Origin of the sequence: Streptomyces griseofuscus (assembly GCF_014673495.1) — a bacterium.
Classification (GTDB): Bacteria; Actinomycetota; Actinomycetes; order Streptomycetales; family Streptomycetaceae; genus Streptomyces; species Streptomyces murinus.
On the sequence record NZ_CP051006.1, the window covers coordinates 5695524 to 5717386 of the forward strand.

General features: G+C 71.6%; 20 protein-coding genes and 2 tRNA genes. 19 read left to right on the forward strand and 3 right to left on the reverse strand.

The window, feature by feature from the left end:
• Positions 1 to 8: 8 nt before the first annotated feature.
• Positions 9 to 1073, forward strand: coding sequence for an SCO2583 family membrane protein (locus HEP81_RS25825; protein WP_037655019.1), 1065 nt, complete (start codon positions 9 to 11; stop codon positions 1071 to 1073).
• A gap of 6 nt (positions 1074 to 1079) precedes the next feature.
• On the opposite strand, the gene HEP81_RS25830 is transcribed toward HEP81_RS25825, so the two are convergent.
• On the reverse strand, positions 1080 to 2159 hold the full coding sequence (locus tag HEP81_RS25830) for a M48 family metallopeptidase (RefSeq protein ID WP_037655021.1): 1080 nt from the start codon (positions 2157 to 2159) through the stop codon (positions 1080 to 1082).
• A gap of 100 nt (positions 2160 to 2259) precedes the next feature.
• On the opposite strand from HEP81_RS25830, the gene HEP81_RS25835 reads away from it, so the two are divergent.
• From HEP81_RS25835 to HEP81_RS25900, 14 genes are all read left to right on the forward strand, one after another.
• Positions 2260 to 2427, forward strand: a complete 168-nt coding sequence (locus tag HEP81_RS25835; RefSeq protein WP_037655024.1) for a hypothetical protein — start codon at positions 2260 to 2262, stop codon at positions 2425 to 2427.
• A 131-nt stretch (positions 2428 to 2558) separates the two neighbouring features.
• Positions 2559 to 2714, forward strand: a complete 156-nt coding sequence (locus HEP81_RS25840) for a hypothetical protein (protein WP_164932529.1) — start codon at positions 2559 to 2561, stop codon at positions 2712 to 2714.
• A 56-nt stretch (positions 2715 to 2770) separates the two neighbouring features.
• Positions 2771 to 3472, forward strand: coding sequence for a nicotinate-nucleotide adenylyltransferase (gene nadD / locus HEP81_RS25845; RefSeq protein ID WP_037655026.1), 702 nt, complete (start codon positions 2771 to 2773; stop codon positions 3470 to 3472).
• Between the two features lie 16 nt (positions 3473 to 3488).
• Positions 3489 to 5297, forward strand: coding sequence for an LCP family protein (locus HEP81_RS25850; protein WP_037655028.1), 1809 nt, complete (start codon positions 3489 to 3491; stop codon positions 5295 to 5297).
• A gap of 133 nt (positions 5298 to 5430) precedes the next feature.
• Positions 5431 to 5874: a ribosome silencing factor gene (gene rsfS / locus HEP81_RS25855; RefSeq protein ID WP_037655031.1), complete on the forward strand. Its 444-nt coding sequence runs from the start codon at positions 5431 to 5433 to the stop codon at positions 5872 to 5874.
• Entirely contained in the window at positions 5874 to 6542 is a 669-nt protein-coding gene (locus HEP81_RS25860; protein ID WP_037655255.1) for a histidine phosphatase family protein, read from the forward strand. Before rsfS ends, HEP81_RS25860 begins: the two co-directional genes overlap by 1 nt.
• Positions 6543 to 6639: 97 nt before the next feature.
• A tRNA-Ala gene (locus HEP81_RS25865) sits at positions 6640 to 6712 on the forward strand.
• Positions 6713 to 6845: 133 nt separating this feature from the next.
• A complete protein-coding gene (locus HEP81_RS25870; RefSeq protein ID WP_037655034.1) occupies positions 6846 to 7079 on the forward strand; it encodes a hypothetical protein in 234 nt (77 codons plus the stop codon).
• 125 nt (positions 7080 to 7204) lie between these two features.
• Positions 7205 to 7277 (forward strand) — tRNA-Ala (locus tag HEP81_RS25875).
• Positions 7278 to 7527: 250 nt separating this feature from the next.
• Positions 7528 to 10401, forward strand: coding sequence for a leucine--tRNA ligase (leuS, locus tag HEP81_RS25880; protein ID WP_037655035.1), 2874 nt, complete (start codon positions 7528 to 7530; stop codon positions 10399 to 10401).
• A gap of 128 nt (positions 10402 to 10529) precedes the next feature.
• The gene (locus HEP81_RS25885) at positions 10530 to 11186 is read left to right on the forward strand and encodes a hypothetical protein (protein ID WP_037655036.1); all 657 of its coding nucleotides are present in this window, start codon (positions 10530 to 10532) and stop codon (positions 11184 to 11186) included.
• Between the two features lie 126 nt (positions 11187 to 11312).
• Complete coding sequence (locus HEP81_RS25890; RefSeq protein WP_037655038.1) at positions 11313 to 12158, forward strand: DegV family protein; 846 nt, start codon at positions 11313 to 11315, stop codon at positions 12156 to 12158.
• A gap of 134 nt (positions 12159 to 12292) precedes the next feature.
• Positions 12293 to 13342: a ComEA family DNA-binding protein gene (locus HEP81_RS25895; protein ID WP_106979905.1), complete on the forward strand. Its 1050-nt coding sequence runs from the start codon at positions 12293 to 12295 to the stop codon at positions 13340 to 13342.
• The gene (locus HEP81_RS25900) at positions 13339 to 16161 is read left to right on the forward strand and encodes a ComEC/Rec2 family competence protein (RefSeq protein ID WP_078967333.1); all 2823 of its coding nucleotides are present in this window, start codon (positions 13339 to 13341) and stop codon (positions 16159 to 16161) included. Before HEP81_RS25895 ends, HEP81_RS25900 begins: the two co-directional genes overlap by 4 nt.
• Here HEP81_RS25900 and HEP81_RS25905 read toward each other — a convergent pair.
• Positions 16158 to 16697 carry a DUF3761 domain-containing protein gene (locus tag HEP81_RS25905; protein WP_037655043.1) on the reverse strand — a complete coding sequence of 180 codons (540 nt, stop codon included), beginning with the start codon at positions 16695 to 16697 and terminating at the stop codon, positions 16158 to 16160. The two genes, HEP81_RS25900 and HEP81_RS25905, sit on opposite strands and share 4 nt — an antisense overlap.
• 254 nt (positions 16698 to 16951) lie before the next feature.
• Between HEP81_RS25905 and HEP81_RS25910 the strand changes: the two genes are divergently transcribed.
• The 3 genes from HEP81_RS25910 (at position 16952) to holA (ending at position 19220) form a co-directional block, all read left to right on the forward strand.
• Positions 16952 to 17842 carry a YceI family protein gene (locus HEP81_RS25910; protein WP_078967347.1) on the forward strand — a complete coding sequence of 297 codons (891 nt, stop codon included), beginning with the start codon at positions 16952 to 16954 and terminating at the stop codon, positions 17840 to 17842.
• Positions 17843 to 17883: 41 nt separating this feature from the next.
• Positions 17884 to 18129, forward strand: a complete 246-nt coding sequence (locus HEP81_RS25915) for a hypothetical protein (RefSeq protein WP_037655046.1) — start codon at positions 17884 to 17886, stop codon at positions 18127 to 18129.
• A gap of 101 nt (positions 18130 to 18230) precedes the next feature.
• A complete protein-coding gene (holA, locus tag HEP81_RS25920) occupies positions 18231 to 19220 on the forward strand; it encodes a DNA polymerase III subunit delta (RefSeq protein WP_190276036.1) in 990 nt (329 codons plus the stop codon).
• A 203-nt stretch (positions 19221 to 19423) separates the two neighbouring features.
• On the opposite strand, the gene rpsT is transcribed toward holA, so the two are convergent.
• On the reverse strand, positions 19424 to 19690 hold the full coding sequence (rpsT, locus tag HEP81_RS25925) for a 30S ribosomal protein S20 (RefSeq protein ID WP_037655051.1): 267 nt from the start codon (positions 19688 to 19690) through the stop codon (positions 19424 to 19426).
• Positions 19691 to 19917: 227 nt separating this feature from the next.
• On the opposite strand from rpsT, the gene lepA reads away from it, so the two are divergent.
• On the forward strand, positions 19918 to 21792 hold the full coding sequence (lepA, locus tag HEP81_RS25930) for a translation elongation factor 4 (RefSeq protein ID WP_037655054.1): 1875 nt from the start codon (positions 19918 to 19920) through the stop codon (positions 21790 to 21792).
• The last annotated feature ends 71 nt before the right edge of the window (positions 21793 to 21863 follow it).

Here is a 21863-nt window from a genome sequence, read left to right on the forward strand (position 1 = left end):
CTGAAAGTATGGGCGGGCCTGGAGACCCACCGGAGGGGACACCCGAGGGCGGCCCCGGTGGTGCGGAGGACGAATACCGATCCGTCGTGTTCGACGAGTCGTTCGTGCGCGCTGCCCGCCTCCAGGAGTACTCGGCCGAGGAGCGGATGGCCGACCACGCGCCCGCCGTGCGCCGCCGGCCACTGCACCGGGGGCTCGTCCGCCAGGCGATGATCCTGGTGCTGCTGATCGCCGTGGCCTTCGGCACCGCCGTCTACATGGGGGTGCGCCATCCGTACGACTCCGCCGAGGCCCCCCGGCCCGTGGAACCGCTGCGGATGACGGTGATACCGCTCGCCCCGCAGGGCAAGGTGCCCGGGGGGTTGGACGCGGAGACGCTGTACGCGCACAGCCCCGCCGCGCGGTTCGACATCGGCGCCGAGGGGGTCCCGCTGCCGGCCGCCCGGGGCACCGCGCACTTCTCCGACAGTCAGGTCATGACGGCGCTGACCACGGCCAAGGACTACATCGTCCGCTCCGCGCTCTACCCGGAGGTGCTCACCGGGCACGAGACGGCCCCCGCGCGGGCGCTGGTGGACTCCGACCAGCTCGCCCAGTTCGACCAGAGCTTCGACCGTCCGGCGGCGGACGGGCGGCACGCCCCGACCGGCTGGGTGGTGCGCCTGGACCCGGCCCGCGACCTGCTGGCCGACGACCGGATCCGGGTCCAGGGCGAGCTGCGCTTCACCGAGGCGGACCCGGCGACCCTGGAGGTCAGCGCCGACCACACCTTCGTCTACGCCCTGCGCCCCACCGGCACCGCGAGTGCCCCCGTCTCCCTCTTCACCGTCCGCCGCGCGCTGACCTTCCGCTTCACCCGCGACGACCTGCGCACCCGCCAGGTCCAGCTGACCACGGCCTACGTCGAGGCCGGCCCGCTGTCCTGCGCCGAGGACTCCACGTCCTACCTCCGCCCCCTGCTGGCGGGCCAGGCTCCCCACCCGGGCGCCCCCGCGGGCACCGATCCGTACCGGACGGACAGCCCCGCCTCCTTGTGCGGCACGCTGGCCACGGGGGCGCAGCCGAGGGCCTGAGGGGGCCTACTCGGCCGCCGGGGCCGGACCGCCCTTGGCCGGCGGCGGGCTCTTGAAACCGTCGAAGCCGCGCTTGACGCGGCCGCCCAGATCGCCCGCGCCGCCCGCCAGATCGCTGACCAGCTTCATCAGCGGGTCCTTGGAGTCCTTGACATCGCTCGCGTAGCTCGCCGCGGACTCCCGGAAGGAGTCGCTGACCCTGGCGTCCTTGTCGTCGTCGCGGCGCGGGTAGTGGCCGTCCATGATCCGCTGGTAGTCCCGCGACTCGGCCCACTTCTTCAGCTCGGCGGCGCGCACGGTGGTGAACGGGTGCGAGCGGGGCAGCACATTGAGGATCTTCAGCACGGAGTCGCGCAGGTCGCCGCCGGAGTCGTACTCCTCGGCCTGCTCCAGGAACGCGTCCACGTTCATCTCGTGCAGGTGGTTGCCGCCCGCGATCTTCATCAGGCCGCGCATCGAGGCCCGTACGTCCTGGCCCACCAGCAGTCCGGCCCGGTCCGCGGAGAGTTCGGACTTGCGGAACCACTCCCGCAGCGCCGCGATGATCGCCATGATCGCGAGATTGCCCAGCGGGATCCAGGCGACCTTGATCGCCAGGTTCGTCAGGAACAGCAGCACGGTGCGGTACACGGAGTGCCCGGACAGCGCGTGGCCGACCTCATGGCCGACGACCGCGCGCATCTCCTCCTCGTCCAGCAGCTCCACCAGACCCGTGGAGATCACGATGATCGGCTCGTCCAGGCCGATGCACATCGCGTTCGGCTGCGGGTCCTGGGTGACGTACATCGGCGGGACCTTCGGCAGGTCCAGGATGTAGCAGGCGTCCAGCAGCATGTCGTGCAGATGACCGAACTGCCGTTCGGAGACGCGCACCGAGTCGGACAGGAACAGCAGCCGCAGGCTCCGCTCCGGCAGCAGTCCGCTCAGTGCCTTGAACACCTGGTCGAACCCGCTGAGCTTGCGCAGCGCCACCAGGGCGGACCGGTCCGCCGGGTGCTCGTACGCCCGCGAGGAGATCCCCGGAAAGCGCGTGCGCTGCCTGCTGGGCACCCGCTCGTGCCCGCCCTGCCGATCGCCGTCGTGCATGTCTTCCCCCAAGTGCGTGTGAGTGCGGTGAGCCCCCGAGGCGGGGTTCAGCCTAGGCGGAGATACCGTGGACGGGCAGACAGCCGAAGGAGTCCACGCCATGGAGCACCACCCCGCAGCCGCCCGGCTGACCGAGGCCGCAGCGAGCGCCGCCCAGCAGCAGGGGGGCGGAGGAGACCTGCTCCGCATCGTGCTGATCGTGATGTTCCTGGGCTGCGCGCTGACCGCCTGGTTCCTGCTGCGCGGCTACAAGCAGAAGGACGACTGAGGAGCGGTGGGAGTTCCCCGCCCCGGCCCCCGCGCTTCCCAACGGCGGAGTCGGCGTGATCGCCGAAGGACCGCCCGCATACGATGAGTCGACGTCTTTATCCCGCCCACACGCGATAGGTCCTGTCGAAGATGATGCTCACCAGCGCCGCAGCCCCGCTGATCTCCCTCGCCGCCGAAGAGGGCGGCCACCACGACAGCCTGAACCCCGCCGTCACCGGCGGCGCCGCCTTCATCATCCTGCTTCTCCTGCTGTGGATCACCACCCGCTTCAACCGCGACCGCTGAGCCGGGGGACCGGCCCCGGCCGGACGCCGAGGACCGGGCCGGTAGGGTCTGCACGCATGGGAGAGCAGGACATGCCTACCGGTCCGGCGCACGATGGCGCCGCCGACGCCGACATGACCGACCAGCCGCAGTACCGCAGGCACCGGCCGGGCCACGGCCCCGCCCGCACCGGCAAGCGGCGCCTGGGCGTCATGGGCGGCACCTTCGACCCGATCCACCACGGGCACCTCGTGGCGGCCAGCGAGGTCGCCGCGCAGTTCCAGCTGGACGAGGTGGTGTTCGTCCCCACCGGCCAGCCGTGGCAGAAGTCCCACCGCCTGGTCTCCCCGGCCGAGGACCGCTATCTGATGACGGTCATCGCCACCGCCGAGAACCCGCAGTTCTCCGTCAGCCGTATCGACATCGACCGCGGCGGCCCCACCTACACCGTGGACACCCTGCGCGACCTGCGCGCCCTCAACCCGGACACCGACCTGTTCTTCATCACCGGTGCCGACGCCCTCGCCCAGCTGCTGACCTGGCGCGACAGCAAGGAGCTGTTCTCCCTCTCGCACTTCATCGGCGTCACCCGGCCCGGCCACCACCTCAGCAACCCGGGACTGCCGGAGGACGGCGTCTCGTTGGTCGAGGTTCCGGCGCTCGCCATTTCCTCCACAGACTGCCGTGCGAGAGTCGCCAAGGGCGACCCCATCTGGTACATGGTGCCGGACGGAGTCGTGCGCTACATCGACAAGCGCGAGCTGTACCGCGGCGAGTGAGCCGAGAGGGGCACCGGTGAACGACCGATACGACGCGGGACAGTACGAGATCGTCGGCTACGACGAGTACGGACAGCCCGTCTACCGCCAGGTTCCGGCGCAGCAGGCCCCGGGCGGCCCCGGGCCCGGGGCCGGGACCTACGACCCCTATGCCCAGCAGCAGGGATACGGCTACGACCCCTACGGCACCGGCACCTCTCAGCCGGCGCACCCGTACGGGTCGTACGGCACCGGGCAGCAGCCGCAGGTCCCGTCGTACCCCTCGGCCGACGGCTACTCCGACAACGATGGCTACCACGGCAACGACGGCTACGGCGGTTACGACCCCTACGGGACCCAGGGCCAGGGGCACGGGGGGAATTCCGGGCATTCCGGGTACGACCCCTACGGGCAGGCCGCGAGCAGCGGGCAGCAGCCCCGGGTCGCCGAGCAGACCGCGCACATCCCCCAGCAGGCGCGCCCCCAGGACCCGCCCCGGCACAACCCCTACGCGGAACTCGCGAGCGACGACGGGGACGACGCCGCCGACAGGCACGCGGACGGCGAACCGGACTACCGCACCGAGCAGTTCGCGTTCGTGGAGGAGCCGGACGGCGACTCCGATGACGTCATCGACTGGCTGACGTTCACCGAGAACCGCACCGAGCGCCGCGAGGAGGCCCGCCGCCGCGCCCGCAGTCGGCTCGTCGCCCTCGGCGTCGTCCTCGCCCTGGTCGCGGCCGGCGGCGTCGGCTACCTCTGGTACGCCGGGAAGCTGCCCTTCCTGTCCTCCTCCGGCGGCGGCGGGGGCGCGGCCGTGGCGGCCGGCGCCCAGAAGCGCGATGTGATCGTCGTCCATCTGCACAACACCGGCAAACGCGGCACCTCCACCGTGCTGCTGGTCGACAACACCACCACCAAGCGGGGCAGCACCGTCCTGCTGCCCAACTCCCTGGCGCTGACCGACGACGACGGTTCCACCACGACCCTCGCCAAGTCGGTGGACGAGGACGGCTCCTCCGGCACCCGCGACCAGCTGGACACCGTCCTCGGCACCAGCATCCAGGGCACCTGGCGTCTGGACACGCCCTACTTGCAGAACCTGGTCGACCTCGTCGGCAACATCGACATGGACACCAATGTCGCCGTGCCAGACCCGGACGCCAAGAAGAAGGGCGCCGAGCCGCTCGTCGCCAAGGGCAGCGATCAGACCCTCAGCGGCAAGATGGCCGTCGCCTACGCCACCTACCGGGCCCCGGGCGAGTCGGAGAACGCCCAGCTGGAGCGGTTCGGGCAGGTCATGCAGGGCGTGCTGCGCAAGATCTCGACCGACGCCTCGGACGCCACGGTCACCGTGCAGAGCCTCGCGCAGATCCTCGACCCCTCGCTCACCGACAAGGACCTCGGCACCTTCCTGGCCAAGCTCGCCGGCCTCGCCAAGGAGGGCGACTACAGGACGGCTCTCCTGCCGGTGCAGCCGGACGGCACGCTCACCGCCCGGACCAGCGACAGCGTGGTCAAGGACATCCTCGGCGGCACCGCCAAGAGCCCCGACGCCGGCAGCGCGGTCCGGGTCTCGGTGCAGAACGCCACCGGCGTCAAGGACGACACCGAGCAGGCCCGCGTGGTGCTCCTGAACGGCGGCTTCACCTTCCTGGAGGGCGGCAGCGGCGGCAGCCGGGCGACCTCGGAGGTCGTCTACCAGGACGCCTCGGACAAGCAGAACGCCACCGAGGTCGCCAAGACCCTCGGCCTGCCCGCGGGCTCCGTCACCAAGGGCTCGGTCTCCTCGGGCGCCGATGTCTCGGTGGTCCTGGGCCAGGACTACAAGCCGTCCGGCTCCTGAGCGCACGCCGGGGCGCCTTCCGTGAGCCGCTGCTCGCGGGGGGCGCCCTTGGCGATGCCGTTAATCACGTGGGGTGCCCCCGGCGGTCCGTGAGACCCTTGAGGTTCAGTGCCCGCCGACGGAAAGCCACGCAGTGACCGCCACCGATCGTTCCCTTGAGCTCATCCACACCGCCGCCCAGGCGGCTGCCGACAAGCTCGCCCATGACGTCATCGCCTACGACGTCAGCGACGTCCTGTCGATCACGGACGCCTTCCTGCTCGCTTCCGCGCCGAACGACCGCCAGGTCAAGGCCATCGTCGACGAGATCGAGGAGCGCCTCCAGAAGGAGCTCGGCGCCAAGCCGGTGCGCCGCGAGGGCGACCGCGACGCCCGCTGGATCCTGCTCGACTACGTCGACATCGTGGTCCATGTCCAGCACAGCGAGGAGCGTGTCTTCTACGCCCTGGAGCGGCTGTGGAAGGACTGCCCCGAGCTGGAGCTGCCGGCCGACGCCAAGGCCACCCGCGGCAAGGGCGAGGAGCACGCCAAGCTCCTGGAGTCCGAGGCCGACGGGGAGCCGGGCGGGCAGTGGTGATGAGCGCCACCGGTGAGGTGACCGACCGCCGGGACCGCGGCCGCCGCGTCATCCTGTGGCGGCACGGCCAGACCTCGTGGAACGTGGAGCGCCGCTTCCAGGGCAGCACCGATGTGCCGCTGACCGAGACCGGTGTCGGGCAGGCCCGCCGCGCCGCCCGGCTGCTGGCCTCCCTGCGCCCCGACGCGATCGTCTCCTCGGACCTGGCGCGGGCCGCTGACACGGCCGCCGAGCTGGCCGCCCTCACCGGTCTCGACGTCACCCGCGAGGAGGGCCTGCGGGAGACCTACGCGGGCGTCTGGCAGGGGCTGACGCACGCGGAGATCATCGCCCGCCACGGCGACGAGTACGCCGCCTGGAAGCGCGGTGAGGCGATCCGCCGCGGCGGGGGCGAACTGGAGACCGAGGTCGCCGACCGGGCCGCGCCCGTCGTCCTGCGGCATGTGGAGAAGCTGCCGGTGGACGGCACCCTGGTGGTCGTCAGCCACGGCGGCACCATCCGCACCACCATCGGCCGGCTGCTCGGCCTCCAGGCCCCGCACTGGGAGAGCCTCGGCGGCCTCTCCAACTGCTGCTGGTCCGTGCTGGGCGAGGGCGCGCGCGGCTGGCGCCTGCTGGAGCACAACGCGGGCACCCTCCCCGAGCCGGTCCTCGGCGACGACGACTGAGCCCGCGGCGGCGCCGCACACCCCGGATTTCACTTTCCGGCAGGTCACAGGCTAAAGTTCTTCTTGTTCGCCCCGCCGAGCGGGAAGAACACAGCAAGGGGCTATAGCTCAGTTGGTAGAGCGCCTGCATGGCATGCAGGAGGTCAGGAGTTCAATTCTCCTTAGCTCCACAGGAGGAAGATCCCGTCCCCGTCAGGGGGCGGGATCTTCTGTTTGTGCTACTGAAGCGTCGCTGACCGTGTCGGTCCCCTCATGGCAGAATCGGACGGCCGGAAGGGGGTGCGGTCCGACGGGAGCTGATCGATGGGTGCACACAGGCGGAAGTGCGACTGGTGCGGCAGCGGTACGCCCATCGTGCGCGACATGGAGCCGGTCAACGCCGACTACCAGTACTGGTGCGAGGAATGCGCGCGGGCGCTGATCATAAAAGGCGACCCCATCGAGACGTACCGGGAGCTGGAGGGCGAGCCGATCTACGGCCGCCTCCTGGAGGAGCACTGCACCCTCAAGCGGTTCTACTCCTTCGTCGCCGCCTGAGTCGATCATCATAGAAACGGACATTCGCGACCAATTGGTCGCAGTGGAAACCGATTTGGCGCTCCGCCCCCGTGCCTGTAATGTTTACGACGTCGCCGGGGGAACCGGGCGGAGAAACAAAACAAGGGGCTATAGCTCAGTTGGTAGAGCGCCTGCATGGCATGCAGGAGGTCAGGAGTTCAATTCTCCTTAGCTCCACAGAAGTCGAGAGCGGACCATCCGGAAGGATGGTCCGCTCTCGGCCCATTTGTGCCCTGTGTCCCCGTCGGATCGACGCCTGCGGTACCCTAGGCGCCATGCGTGCCGTACGCCTTCTGCTTAGCGGGCCGCGCTGATCAGTACCGACCCCGGTGGTACCCGTGAGGTCGGCATCGGCGCGGCGTCCCCTCCTGCGTGAGGGGATTTTTCATTTCTGCTGGCAGAGACGATCGATGGAGCTTTGAGGATCATGAGCGAGACGAACCCCGCTGCCGCCGCGACCCCGGCGGAAGCCGCCCCGTACCGCTACACGGCCGCCATGGCCGCCGACATCGAGGCACGCTGGCAGGACTTCTGGGACGCCGACGGCACGTATGCCGCGGACAACCCCAAGGGCGACCTGGCGGGCGAGGACGCCGCCAAGCCCAAGAAGTTCATCATGGACATGTTCCCGTACCCCTCCGGCGCCGGCCTGCACGTCGGCCACCCGCTGGGCTACATCGCCACCGACGTCTACGCCCGGTTCCAGCGCATGACCGGCCACAACGTCCTGCACACCCTGGGCTTCGACGCCTTCGGCCTGCCCGCCGAGCAGTACGCCGTGCAGACCGGCACGCACCCGCGCGTGTCCACCGAGGCCAACATGGAGAACATGAAGGCCCAGCTGCGCCGGCTGGGCCTGGGCCACGACAAGCGCCGCTCCTTCGCCACGATCGACCCGGACTACTACAAGTGGACCCAGTGGATCTTCTTGCAGATCTTCAACTCCTGGTACGACGACGAGGCCGGCAAGGCCCGCCCGATCGCCGAGCTGATCGCCCAGTTCGAGACCGGTGAGCGCGCGATCGAGGGCACCACGCGCGGCTGGAACGAGCTGAGCGCCACCGAGCGCGCCGACGTCCTGGGCGAGTACCGCCTGGCCTACGCCTCCGACGCGCCGGTCAACTGGTGCCCCGGCCTGGGCACCGTGCTGGCCAACGAGGAGGTCACCGCCGACGGCCGCAGCGAGCGCGGCAACTTCCCCGTCTTCAAGTCCAAGCTGCGCCAGTGGAACATGCGCATCACCGCCTACGCGGACCGTCTGCTGGCGGACCTGGAGGAGCTGGACTGGCCCGAGGCCATCAAGTTGCAGCAGCGCAACTGGATCGGCCGCAGCGAGGGCGCCCGCGTCGACTTCCCCGTCGACGGCGAGAAGATCACGGTCTTCACCACCCGCCCGGACACCCTGTTCGGCGCCACCTACATGGTGCTGGCGCCCGAGCATCCCCTGGCCGACAAGTTCACCCCCGCAGCCTGGCCCGAGGGCACCCGTGAGGCGTGGACCGGCGGCCACGCCACCCCCGCCGAGGCCGTCGCCGCCTACCGCGCGCAGGCCGCCGCCAAGTCCGACGTCGAGCGCCAGGCCGAGGCCAAGGACAAGACCGGCGTCTTCACCGGTGTCTTCGCCGTCAACCCGGTCAACGGCGAGCAGGTACCCGTCTTCATCGCCGACTACGTGCTGATGGGCTACGGCACCGGCGCGATCATGGCCGTCCCCGCGCACGACACCCGTGACTTCGCCTTCGCGCGCGCCTTCGAGCTGCCCGTGCGCTGTGTGGTCGAGCCGACCGACGGCCGCGGTACCGACACCGCCGACTGGGACGACGCGTTCGCCTCGTACGACGCGAAGATCGTCAACTCGACGGGCGAGGGCATCACCCTGGACGGCCTGGGCGTCACCGAGGCCAAGGCGCGCATCACCGAGTGGCTGGAGCGCAAGGGCATCGGCCGGGGCACCGTCAACTTCCGCCTGCGCGACTGGCTGTTCAGCCGCCAGCGCTACTGGGGCGAGCCCTTCCCGATCGTCTACGACGAGGACGGCATCGCGCACTCGCTGCCCGAGTCGATGCTGCCGCTGGAGCTGCCCGAGGTCGAGGACTACAGCCCGCGCACCTTCGACCCGGACGACGCGAACACCCAGCCCGAGACCCCCCTGTCGCGCAACGACGAGTGGGTCCACGTCACCCTGGACCTGGGCGACGGGCCGAAGAAGTACCGCCGCGAGACCAACACCATGCCCAACTGGGCCGGTTCCTGCTGGTACGAATTCCGCTACCTGGACCCGCACAACGACCAGAAGATGGTCAACCCGGAGATCGAGCGGTACTGGATGGGCCCGCGCGAGGGCCGGCCGCACGGCGGTGTCGACCTGTACGTGGGCGGCGCCGAGCACGCCGTACTGCACCTGCTGTACGCCCGCTTCTGGTCCAAGGTGCTGTTCGACCTGGGGCACGTCTCCTCCGCGGAGCCGTTCCACAAGCTGTTCAACCAGGGCATGATCCAGGCCTACGTGTACCGCGACAGCCGCGGCATCGCCGTGCCGGCCGCCGAGGTGGAGGAGCGCGACGGCGCGTACTACTACCAGGGCGAGAAGGTCAGCCGCCTGCTGGGCAAGATGGGCAAGTCCCTGAAGAACGCGGTGACCCCGGACGAGATCGCCGCCGAGTACGGCGCCGACACCCTGCGCCTGTACGAGATGGCCATGGGCCCGCTGGACGTCTCCCGCCCCTGGGACACGCGCGCGGTCGTCGGCCAGTTCCGGCTGTTGCAGCGGCTGTGGCGCAACATCGTGGACGAGAACACCGGCGAGCCGACCGTGACCGACGCGGCGCCCGACGAGGACACGCTGCGCGCCCTGCACAAGGCGATCGACGGGGTGCGCCAGGACCTGGAGGGCCTGCGCTTCAACACCGCCATCGCCAAGGTCACCGAGCTGAACAACCACCTGACCAAGGCCAACGCCGCCCTGCCGAAGTCGGTGGCCGAGCCGCTGGTGCTGATGGTCGCCCCGCTGGCCCCGCACGTCGCCGAGGAGCTGTGGCGCCGCCTGGGCCACACCGACTCGGTCGTCCACCAGGACTTCCCGGTCGCCGACCCTCAGTACGTGGTCGATGACACCGTGACGTGCGTCGTCCAGATCAAGGGCAAGGTCAAGGCCCGCCTGGAGGTGCCCCCGGGCATCTCCGAGGAGGAGCTGGAGAAGGTGGCCCTGTCCGACGAGAAGGTCGTCGCGGCACTGGACGGCGCGGGCATCCGCAAGGTCATCGTGCGCGCGCCGAAGCTGGTGAACATCGTTCCGGCGTAATCGCGACGCCTCTCGGGGTACTCCCCTACGGGCAGGTTCGGGGTTTTTCTGGAACCCCGGGCCTGCCCGTTGCGTTTACCGTTGAGGAGTGCCGCGACACGCGGCGCACCTGCCCGAGGAGGAGCGCCGTGGAAGCAGTGATCATCGTCATCTCCCTGTTCTTCCTGGCCTTCGTCGCCCTGGGCGCGTATGCCACGATCAAGGTGGTGAGCGCCGCCAAGCGCGGCGTGGACCGCACCATCGTCCAGGCCCGGCGCACCGTCGAGGACCACACGCTGCGCGCCAAGTCCTTTGCCCAGGTGGGCCCGGCCGCCGAGCTGGCCCAGTTGCGGCTCACGCTGCGCACCTCCATGCGCGCCACCCAGGACGCGCTGCACGCGGGCGCGGCCGAGGACGAGTCGCTGAAGGAGTCCCTGGGCCTCTTCGAGCGCCTCAGCGCTCATGGACATGAGCTGGACGCCGACCTCAAGCGCCTGGAGTCCGAGCCCGACCGCGGCACGCTCGCCGCCCGGCTGCCCGGTCTGCGCGCCCGCACCGAGCGGATCACCCAGTCCGCCGACGCGCTGCGCTGGGCCGTCCGCGACCGCGCCCGCCGCTTCGCCGACGACGATCTCGGCACCCTCAGCGCCCAGATCGACATAGAGGCCGACGCGCTGCGCCACTGGACCCGGCCCGGCACCGCCGACGAGCCGGCCCCGGAGCCCGCGCCGCACTCCCTGACCCCGCCGACGCCGCGCCCGTCGTACCCGTGGCAGAAGAGCCCCCGCCCGGAGAGCACCACCTGACCGTCGTCGGGTCACCCGGGGTGCCGGGCTTGCCCGGGGCTCGATCCGGGCTTGCGGGGGCCGGCCGCGGGCACACGTCAGGGGCCGGGCTGCCACGCGTGCGCCCCGGCGGGTAACCTCCAGCTCATGTCCCGCCATGTCGCCATCGTCACCGATTCCACGGCCTACTTGCCGCACCGGACGATGGAGCGGCACGGCATCACCGCGGTCCCCCTGACCGTGGTCCTCGGCGACCAGGCGCTCGAAGAGGGCTCCGAGATCTCCACCCGCGCCCTCGCCCAGGCCCTGACCAAGCGGCGCCCCGTCACCACCTCGCGTCCGAGCCCCCAGGTGTTCGCCGAGACCTACCGCCGGGTCGCCGAGTCCGGCGCGCGCGGCATCGTCTCCCTGCATCTGTCCGGCGAACTGTCCGGCACCTACGACGCGGCCGTCCTCGCGGCCCGCGAGGCGCCGGTGCCCGTGCGGGTGGTGGACACCGGGATGGTCGCGATGGCCCTCGGCTTCTGCGCCCTCGCCGCGGCCGAGACGGCGGAGGCGGGCGGCACCCTGGACGAGGCCGTCACCGCCGCCGAGAAACGGGCCGCCGGCACCTCCGCCTACTTCTACGTCGACACCCTCGACTATCTGCGCCGCGGTGGCCGTATCGGTGCCGCCCAGGCCCTGCTCGGCTCCGCGCTCGCGGTCAAGCCCCTGCTCAGCCTCGACGGCGGCCGCATCGAGCTGCTGGAGAAGGTCCGTACGGCCTCGAGGGCGATCGCCCGCCTGGAGGAGCTCGCCGCCGAGCGGGCCGGCGGCGCGGAGGTCGACATCGCCGTCCACCACCTGGCCGCCCCCGAACGCGCCGCCGCGCTCGCCGACCGGCTGCGGGAACGGGTGCCGGGGCTGGGGGAGTTGCATGTCAGCGAGGTGGGCGCGGTGATCGGGGCGCACACCGGGCCGGGGCTGCTGGGCGCGGTGGTCTCGCCGCGGTGAGACCGGGACGAGGTGCGGCCGGGGTGGGGATGGGGGTCACCCACACGAGTGGCGGAGTTATCCACAACTCATCCGGTTTCCCCGGGAATTGACCAAGATCATCGCGAAGTGACGGGATGTCCGATCCTCGTCGCATGGCACTTCGATCACGTCCTCGCACCGTCACCCCGACCAGCGGCCCCGGCCGCGGTCCCGCCTCCGACGTCCGCATGCGGCATCGCGCGTCCGAGCACGGCCGGGTCCGGCACCGCGCGCACGCACCCGCGGAGGATCTGCGGCGCCGTGCGGAACTCCTCTTCGGCGAACAGGCCGTGCAGCGGCGGGAGTCGGAAGGGCGGGAGCCGGAATCGCGCGAGTCGGAACGCCGGGAGTCGGAACGCCGCAAGCCGGGAAAGGCGCCGCCCGCTGCGAGCACTCCCGCACCGGTGGAGGGGCCGTCGGAGCACGTGGGTCGCCCGTCGGAGCGCGTGGATCGGCCGCCGGAGTACATGGATCCGCCGCCCCCGGACTGGCGGGAGCGGGCCGGGACCGCGCTGCGGGAGCGGCTGCCGGTGTGGTTGCAGTCGCGATGCGGGGTGGAGCGGCGCGGGACCGTGGCGCTCGCCGTGCTGCTGGTGGTGGCCGCGCTCTTCGCCGTGCAGCACTTCTGGGTGGGCCGGCCGGAGTCGGTGAGCGCGCCCCAAGTGGTGCGCACACGGCCGACCTACCCGAAGGGACCCGGCGCGAGTGGGGACGTCGGGGGCGGCCCCGCGACTCCGGGTGGGCAGATCGTCGTGGACATCGGCGGCAAGGTCCGCGCTCCGGGGATCCGCCGCCTCCCCGCGGGTTCCCGGGTGGCCGACGCGTTGCGGGCGGCGGGCGGGGTCCGGCCCGGCGTGAACACCGACGGCCTCAACCGGGCCCGCTTCCTGGTCGACGGTGAGCAGGTGGTCGTCGGCGAGTCGGCGGCCGCCGTCGCCCCCGCCGGCACCGCGGCACCGTCCGGCCCGGCCGCGCAGGTCTCCCTCAACACGGCCACCGAGGACCAGCTCGACACCCTGCCGGGAGTCGGCCCGGTGCTGGCCCGCCACATCATCGACTACCGCACCCGGCACGCCGGTTTCCGCTCGGTGGACGAACTCCGCCAGGTCAACGGCATCGGCGACCGCCGCTTCACCGACCTTCGCGACCTGGTACGACCATGAGCGCGACCCTTCCGCACGGCACCGGGCCCGACCCCGAGCCGGGCCCCCTGGATCTGCGCCTGGTGCCACCCGCGCTCGCCGCCTGGGCCACGGCGGCGCTCACCCTGGATGCCCCGACGGACCGGACCGTGTGGATCGTGGCCGTCTCCCTGCTCGGCGGGATCGTCCTGCTGGGCACGAGCCGGAGGGGTCCCGAGCCCCCGGCGCCCCCGGGCCGCCGGTCCGCCTGGGCGCGGGCCTCCCTCGCCGCGGTGCTCCTCTGCGTCGCCGCGTCGGCCACCTCCGCCGGGTTGCAGGGCGCGGACGTACGACGCGGACCGGTCCCCGAACTGGCCCGCCGCTCCGCCATCGTCACCGCCGACATCGAGCTGACCGGCGACCCCTGGCTGAGCAGACCCCGGGTGCGTGGGGACCACACGGCTCCGGCGGCGGTGCTGATCCGGGCAAGGGTGCGGCGGGTCGAGGAGAGCGACGGGAGGAGCACGCGGACCCGGGCGCCGGTTCTGCTGGTGGTCGACGGAGGTGTCGCGGGACCGGAGAGGAGTAGCGGACCGGGGGCGGAACAGGAGCCTCCCGAGATCCCGGAGGTACCGGACCGGGTGCGCGGGGCGGCCGGAGACGGGTCGGCGTCGGCTGCCGGAGGCTCCGGGGCGCCATCGGACGGGGTGGTGGCGTCGGTCGAAGGTTCCGGGGCGCCGTCGGAGAAGGCGGCGGCGTCGGCCGGAGGCTTTCGGGCGCGTGCCGGGCAGGCCGGCTGGCTGAGGCTGCTGCCGTCCACGCGGTTGCGGGTGGGTGGACGGCTGGCGCCCGCTCTCGTCGGGGGTGACCGGACGGCGGCCGTGCTCAGAGTGCGGGGGTCGCCCGGGGCGCGGGTCCTGGCGGGGCCGAGCGGCCCACAGCGGTGGGCGGGGCGGCTGCGGGACGGGCTGCGGGCGGCGACCGACGGACTGCCCGGGGACGCGCGGGCGTTGCTGCCCGGCCTCGTCGTCGGGGACACCGCGCGGATCACGCCCGAGCTGGACGACGCCTTCAAGGCGACCGACCTGACCCACACCCTCGCGGTCTCCGGCAGCAACCTCACCGTGCTGCTCGCCCTGCTCACCGGGCCGCCAGGGCTGGCCCGGCTGACCGAACGCCGGGGCCTGGCCCCGCGGCTGGGGCTCTCCCTCAGGGCGACCGCCCTGTTCGCGGGGGCGCTCACGCTGGGATTCGTGCTGGTGTGCCGGCCCGACCCCAGCGTGCTGCGGGCCGCCGTCTGCGGAGCGATCGCGCTGCTCGCCCTGGCCACGGGCCGCCGCAGATCCCTCGTCCCCGCCCTGGCCACAGCCGTACTGCTCCTGGTCCTGTACGACCCCTGGCTCGCCCGCGGCTACGGCTTCCTGCTCTCCGTGCTGGCCACCGGCGCCCTGCTGGTACTGGCCCCGGGCTGGAGCGAGGGGCTGCGGCGGCGCGGGGTGCCACCGAGGCTCGCCGAGGCGCTGGGCGCGGCCGCCGCGGCACAGGCGGTGTGCGCGCCGGTCGTGGCGGTGCTGTCGGCCCGGGTGAGCCTGGTGGCGGTGCCGTGCAATCTGCTGGCGGAGGCGGCGGTGGCACCCGCGACCGTGCTGGGGTTCGCCGCGCTGGCGACCGCGCCGGTGGCGATGCCCCTGGCCAGACTGTTGGCCTGGGGAGCGAGTTGGCCGACCCGGTGGATCGCCGGTGTCGCCAGGGCCGGGGCCGCGCTGCCCGGCGCGGGCGTGGACTGGCCGGGCACCTGGCCGGGGGCGCTGCTGCTCGCGGCGGTCACGGTGGCCGTCGTCCTGGCCGGGCGGCGGCTGGTGCGGCACCCATGGTGGTGCGGGCTGTTCGGGGCGCTGCTCCTGCTGGCACTGGTGCGCCCCGCGCCGCTGACCCGGGTGGTGACGGGCTGGCCGCCGCCGGGGTGGCGGTACGCGATGTGCGATGTCGGGCAGGGCGACGCGACCGTGCTGGCGGCGGGCGCCGGAGCGGGGGTGGTCGTGGACGCCGGCCCCGATCCGGCGGCGGTGGACCGCTGTCTACGGCAACTGGGCATCACCCGCGTCCCCCTCCTCGTGCTGACCCACTTCCACGCCGACCATGTGGCGGGGCTGCCCGGGGTGCTGCGGGGGCGGGAGGTGGCCGCGATCGAGACGACGGGGTTCGAAGAGCCCGGGCAGGAGGCGGAGTTCGTGAGGAGGGAGGCGGCCGGGCGCCATATCCCGGTCACCCGGGCCGTCGCGGGCGAGGAGCGGCGCACCGGACCACTGTCCTGGCGGGTGCTGTGGCCACCCGCGGACACGGGCCGGCCGACGGCCGCCGGCCCACCGCCGGTCACTGGCCCACTCGCGGGACCCGGCGTACCCGCCGGACCCGGTCCGCTGGCGGGACCCGCCCCGCCTCCCCCCGACGGCCCGGTCGCCGCCCCCGAGTTCGACGGGCCGAACGATGCCAGCGTGGCGCTGCTGGTCCGCGCGGGAGGGCTGCGGTTACTGCTGCTCGGGGACCTCGAACCCCCTGATCAGCAGGCGCTGCTGAGGTCTCCGGAGGCGGCGGGGATGGCCGGGGTGGATGTGCTGAAGGTGGCCCACCATGGATCGGCTTACCAGGACCCGGAGTTGATACGGCTCGTGGCGCCCCGGGTGGCGCTCATCTCGTGCGGCACCGGGAACCCTTATGGGCACCCGGCCCCGTCGACGGTGGCCGCGTTGCGGGCCGGTGGCGCGCTGGTGCTGCGGACCGACCGGGACGGGGCGCTCGCGGTGGGCGGGGCCGGGGGCGCGGACAGGGAAGTGAGGGTGACGCGGGACGAGAGGCCCTAGCGGTAGAAGACGGCCACCCCGCCGTGGTGCGAGCAGGCGCCCTGGTGATGGGCGGCGTAGGAGTAGGTGCCGTCGTTGCACAGGGCGGTGGCACCGTTGCCCGCGCTCGTCGAGCCCCCCGAGGAGCCGGAGCCGCCGCCGCTCGACGAACCGCCGGACGAACCCCCCGAAGACCCGCCGGAGGAGCCGCCCGACGAGCCCCCGCTGTTGCCCGAACCGGTGGCCGGCGCGTGCGCGGTGACGGTCACCTTCACCTTGACGGTCTTCGTCGCCGTGACCGTCGGCGCGGGCCCGGGGGTCGCCGTCTGCGTGGCGGTGGCGGTCGCCGTGACCGTGGCGGTCGGCTGCACTTTGGCGGCCGTCGGCTTGGCGTCGGTCCCGTTGTCCTGACCGCTCGCACCGGCCCCGATACCGAGGAAGAAGGCGAGCCCGAGGGCGGGCAGCACATAGCGCTTCCGCGCCCACTTGGGGGCGGTCCGGGTGGGTGGCTGCGGTGGCTGCGGTGGCATGGCGTACGGCTGGTACGGGTTGCTCATGGGTCCCCCCAAGGTGCGTCGGAGGTAAGACCGTAACTCCATATGTGATGTTCATGTGAAGTTTCCGTAAGGAGATCGCTGGTTCGTGCCGTGGTGAAGATGATGCGAAACAGGCATTGGGCGATCAAATGCGCTCAGTTGTGGCGCATGCGCTGGATTCCTGTGATGTGGGCCCGTGTTGCCTCGAAAGCCGCAACAGTGATCGAATGGATCTTCGGCAGCAGAAGATGTCGAGGCGTACAGGGGTGCAGTGGATGTTCGGCCGCTGGCTGGGTAACCGGACGAACGGGATACAACCGGCGAGCCCTCTGGGGGCGGTTCGGACGCCGGCCGGTGCGGGGGTGATCGGCTGCCGGGTGGTCGATCCGGTCAACCAGCCCGTCACGGGCGCCGAGTTCACGGTCAGCGACACCATGGGGCGCAAGGTGGTGACCGGGGGGACGGATCCGTACGGATCGTTCCTGGCGACCGTGCCGGCGGGGGAGTACCGGCTCGCGGTGACGGCCGAGGGGTACACGCCCTACCGGGCCACCGCGCTGGTCGCTGAGGACACCCTCGCCTCGCTGGGCGATGTCACCCTCCAGGTCGCCCCGCCGCCGGAGCCCCCGGCGGCCGGCGAGTGGCAGCTCGACCCCGGACACTCCTCGATCGGTTTCACCGCGCGGCACATCGGCCTGGCCCGGATCCACGGGCGCTTCAACTCCTTCGCGGGCGCGGTGCGGATCGCCGAGCGGATCGAGCGGTCGGCGATGCATGTGGTGATCGACGCGGCGTCCATCGACACCGGGGTGCGGATGCGCGACGACCATCTGCGGTCGGGGGACTTCCTGGACGTACGGCGGTTCCCCACGCTGGAGTTCTACAGCGATCGGCTCAGCCACCGGGGCGGCAGCCGGTGGGTGGTCACCGGCGCGCTGTCGCTGCACGGAGTGACCCGCACGGTGACGCTCGACACCGAGTACCTCGGGCTCGGCAACGGCATCGAGGGCGAGACGCGGACCGCCTGCCGGGCCACCACCGAGCTGCACCGGGACGACTTCACGGTCAGCTGGCAGTCGATGCTGGCCCGGGGGATCGCGGCGGTGGGGCCGAGCATCCGCGTCGACCTGGATGTCCAGCTCGTGCCCCAGGGGCCCACGGGCTGACCTGGCGATTCGGTGCCACGGGCGTGCCGGACAATGGCGGCGTGAGCGATGTGAGACATGTGCTGGTGCTGCCCGACCGGGACGCGGCGGAGGCGGTGGCGGAGGCGCTCGGGGAGCGGTTCGCCCTCGACGAGGAACCCCGGCTGCTCCGGGACGCGCTGGCCGGCGAGGACGATGCCGAGGACGCGCAGTGGCTGGTCGTACTGGCCGACGAGGAGCAGCGGCTGGACCCCCGCGAGCTGGACGAGTTCGCGGCGGAGTGGGACGGGTGGCGCGAGGAGCCGTGAGCCGCGGGAAGCCGTGACCCCGGGTGCCTCGTGCCGCTGGGAGCGGCGGTGGCGGCAGCGGGCCGGGGGCGTTGTCGGTGGGGCGTGGGATGCTTGGTGCGATGGCCAGGAAGACTGCGAATGACGATGTTCTCGCCCCGGTGACGCTTGCCGTGGGCCAGGAGGACCTGCTGCTGGACCGCGCCGTGCGGGAGGTGGTGGCCGCCGCGCGCGCCGCCGACGCCGACACGGATGTACGGGACCTGACCCCGGACCAGTTGCAGCCCGGCACGCTCGCCGAGCTGACCAGCCCGTCACTGTTCGCCGAGCGCAAGGTCGTCGTCGTGCGCAACGCGCAGGATCTGTCGGCCGACACCGTCAAGGACGTGAAGGGGTACCTCGGCTCGCCCGCCGAGGAGATCACGCTGGTGCTGCTGCACGCGGGCGGCGCCAAGGGCAAGGGCCTGCTGGACGCCGCGCGCAAGGCGGGGGCGCGGGAGGTGGCCTGCCCGAAGATGACCAAGCCGGCGGACCGGCTGGCGTTCGTGCGGGGGGAGTTCCGTACGACGGGGCGGTCCGCGACGCCGGAGGCGTGCCAAGCGTTGTGCGACGCGATCGGGAGCGATCTGCGGGAGCTGGCCTCGGCGGTGGCGCAGTTGACCGCGGACGTCGAGGGGACCATCGACGAGGCCGTCGTCGGGCGTTACTACACCGGGCGGGCCGAGGCCTCCAGTTTCACGGTCGCGGACCGGGCGGTGGAGGGCCGTACGGCGGAGGCGCTGGAGGCCCTTCGCTGGTCGCTGTCGACGGGGGTGGCGCCGGTGATGATCACGAGCGCGCTGGCCCAGGGGGTGCGGGCGATCGGGAAGCTGTCGTCCGCGCGGGGCGGGCGGCCGGGTGATCTCGCGCGGGAGCTGGGGATGCCGCCCTGGAAGATCGACCGGGTGCGGCAGCAGATGCGCGGCTGGACGCCGGACGGGGTGTCGGTGGCGATGCGGGCGATCGCCGAGGCGGACGCGGGTGTGAAGGGCGGCGGCGACGACCCCGAGTACGCCCTGGAGAGAGCCGTCGTCACCATCGCCCGCGCGGCCCGCTCACGGGGTCGCGGCTAGCATTCATAAAGCCGTCCTCCGGCATGCCGAGAACCCCACCTCCCGCCCTGGGGAAGGGCGGGTGACGGGGTTCTCGGTTCACGATGCTGAAGCCTCACCCGCGTGGCGAACGCAGGCCGCGTGAGGCTTCGGGGCTGCCGGTCGGGAGCGGATGAGAGAGGGCCCGCTCTTGGTCTTTCCGGCGGTCAGATCAAAGGGGTTGTTCAGCCCTTGATGGACGCGACCTTGGAAGCAAGCGCCGACTTCTTGTTGGCGGCCTGGTTCTTGTGGATGACGCCCTTGGAGACGGCCTTGTCGAGCGCACGCGCCGCGGCGCGCTGCAGCTCGGTCGCCTTGGCGGTGTCACCCGCGGCAGCGGCCTCGCGGGCCTTGCGGATCGCGGTCTTCAGGGAGGACTTGACGGCCTTGTTGCGCAGCCGAGCCTTCTCGTTGGTCTTGATCCGCTTGATCTGGGACTTGATGTTCGCCACGAAGGAGCCTTTTCAGGTTCAGGCGCGGGGCCGCAGGGGTCCCGTGCCGGTGATCCAAAATTTCTCTGATCGTGCCTCGGGCCGAGAGGGCATGAGGCACAGCCATCTACAGTACCAGTGGCCCTGCGAGCGGCCCAAAACGCCCTTCGGTCCCTCCGCGTGGGACCATGGAGACTACGTATCGATCCGACCCGAGGCATAAGGCGCCTCAAGAGACAGGACCCTGCGTGCCCGCGACCCCTAACCACGTGCCCGAGCCGAGCCGTACCGCCCCGGCGCTGATCCGCAATTTCTGCATCATCGCGCACATCGACCACGGCAAGTCCACGCTCGCCGACCGGATGCTCCAGCTGACCGGTGTGGTCGAGCAGCGGCAGATGCGTGCTCAGTACCTCGACCGGATGGACATCGAGCGCGAGCGCGGCATCACGATCAAGTCCCAGGCGGTGCGTCTGCCCTGGGCCCCCACCGAGGGCCCCGACCAGGGCACGACGCACATCCTCAACATGATCGACACCCCGGGGCACGTCGACTTCACCTATGAGGTCTCGCGGTCGCTGGCCGCCTGCGAGGGGACCGTCCTCCTCGTCGACGCCGCCCAGGGCATCGAGGCGCAGACCCTCGCCAACCTCTACCTGGCGATGGAGAACGACCTCAAGATCATCCCCGTGCTCAACAAGATCGATCTGCCGGCCGCCCAGCCGGAGAAGTTCGCCGAGGAGCTGGCGAACCTGATCGGCTGCCAGCCGGAGGACGTGCTCAAGGTCTCCGCCAAGACGGGTCTGGGTGTCGAGGCGCTGCTGGACAAGGTCGTCGAGGAGATCCCGGCCCCGGTCGGGGTCGCCGACGCCCCCGCCCGCGCGATGATCTTCGACTCGGTCTATGACTCCTACCGCGGTGTCGTGACGTACGTCCGTGTCATCGACGGCCAGCTCAACAAGCGCGAGCGCATCAAGATGATGTCGACCGGCGCGACCCACGAGCTGCTGGAGATCGGCGTCAGCTCACCCGAGATGCTCCCGGCCGACGGCCTGGGCGTCGGCGAGGTGGGCTACCTGATCACCGGTGTGAAGGACGTCCGCCAGTCCAAGGTCGGTGACACCGTCACCAGCCAGAGCAAGGGCGCCACCGAGGCCCTCGGCGGTTACAAGGACCCGAAGCCGATGGTGTTCTCGGGCCTGTATCCGCTGGACGGCTCCGACTACCCCGAGCTGCGCGAGGCCCTGGACAAGCTCCAGCTCAACGATGCCGCCCTGGTCTACGAGCCGGAGACCTCCGCCGCCCTCGGCTTCGGCTTCCGCGTCGGCTTCCTCGGTCTGCTGCACCTGGACGTGATCCGCGAGCGCCTGGAGCGCGAGTTCGGTCTCGACCTGATCGCCACCGCCCCGAACGTGGTCTACCGCGTGGTCATGGAGGACGGCGCCGAGTACACGGTGACCAACCCGAGCGAGTTCCCCGAGGGGAAGATCGACGAGGTCTACGAGCCGGTCGTACGGGCCACGATCCTCGCGCCCACCGAGTTCATCGGCGCGATCATGGAGCTGTGCCAGACCCGGCGCGGCACCCTGCTCGGCATGGACTACCTCTCCGAGGACCGCGTCGAGATCCGCTACACGCTGCCCCTCGCGGAGATCGTCTTCGACTTCTTCGACCAGCTGAAGTCCAAGACCCGCGGCTACGCCTCGCTCGACTACGAGCCCACCGGCGAGCAGTCCAGCAGCCTGGTCAAGGTCGACATCCTGCTGCACGGCGACAAGGTGGACGCCTTCTCGGCGATCACCCACAAGGACCAGGCGTACGCGTACGGCGTACGGCTCGTCGCCAAGCTCAGGGAGCTGATCCCGCGGCAGAGCTTCGAGGTGCCGGTCCAGGCGGCCGTCGGCTCCCGGGTGATCGCCCGCGAGACCATCCGCGCCATCCGCAAGGACGTCCTCGCCAAGTGCTACGGCGGCGACATCTCCCGTAAGCGCAAGCTGCTGGAGAAGCAGAAGGAAGGCAAGAAGCGGATGAAGATGGTGGGTTCGGTGGAGGTTCCGCAGGAGGCCTTCATCGCCGTCCTGTCCAGCGATGACAGCGCGGGGTCGGCCAAGGGCAAGAAGTAACCGAAGGTAACAAACGGTTGCGTCCACAAAACGGACAGCAGGGGGCCCGTCGTGCGAAAGCGCGGCGGGCC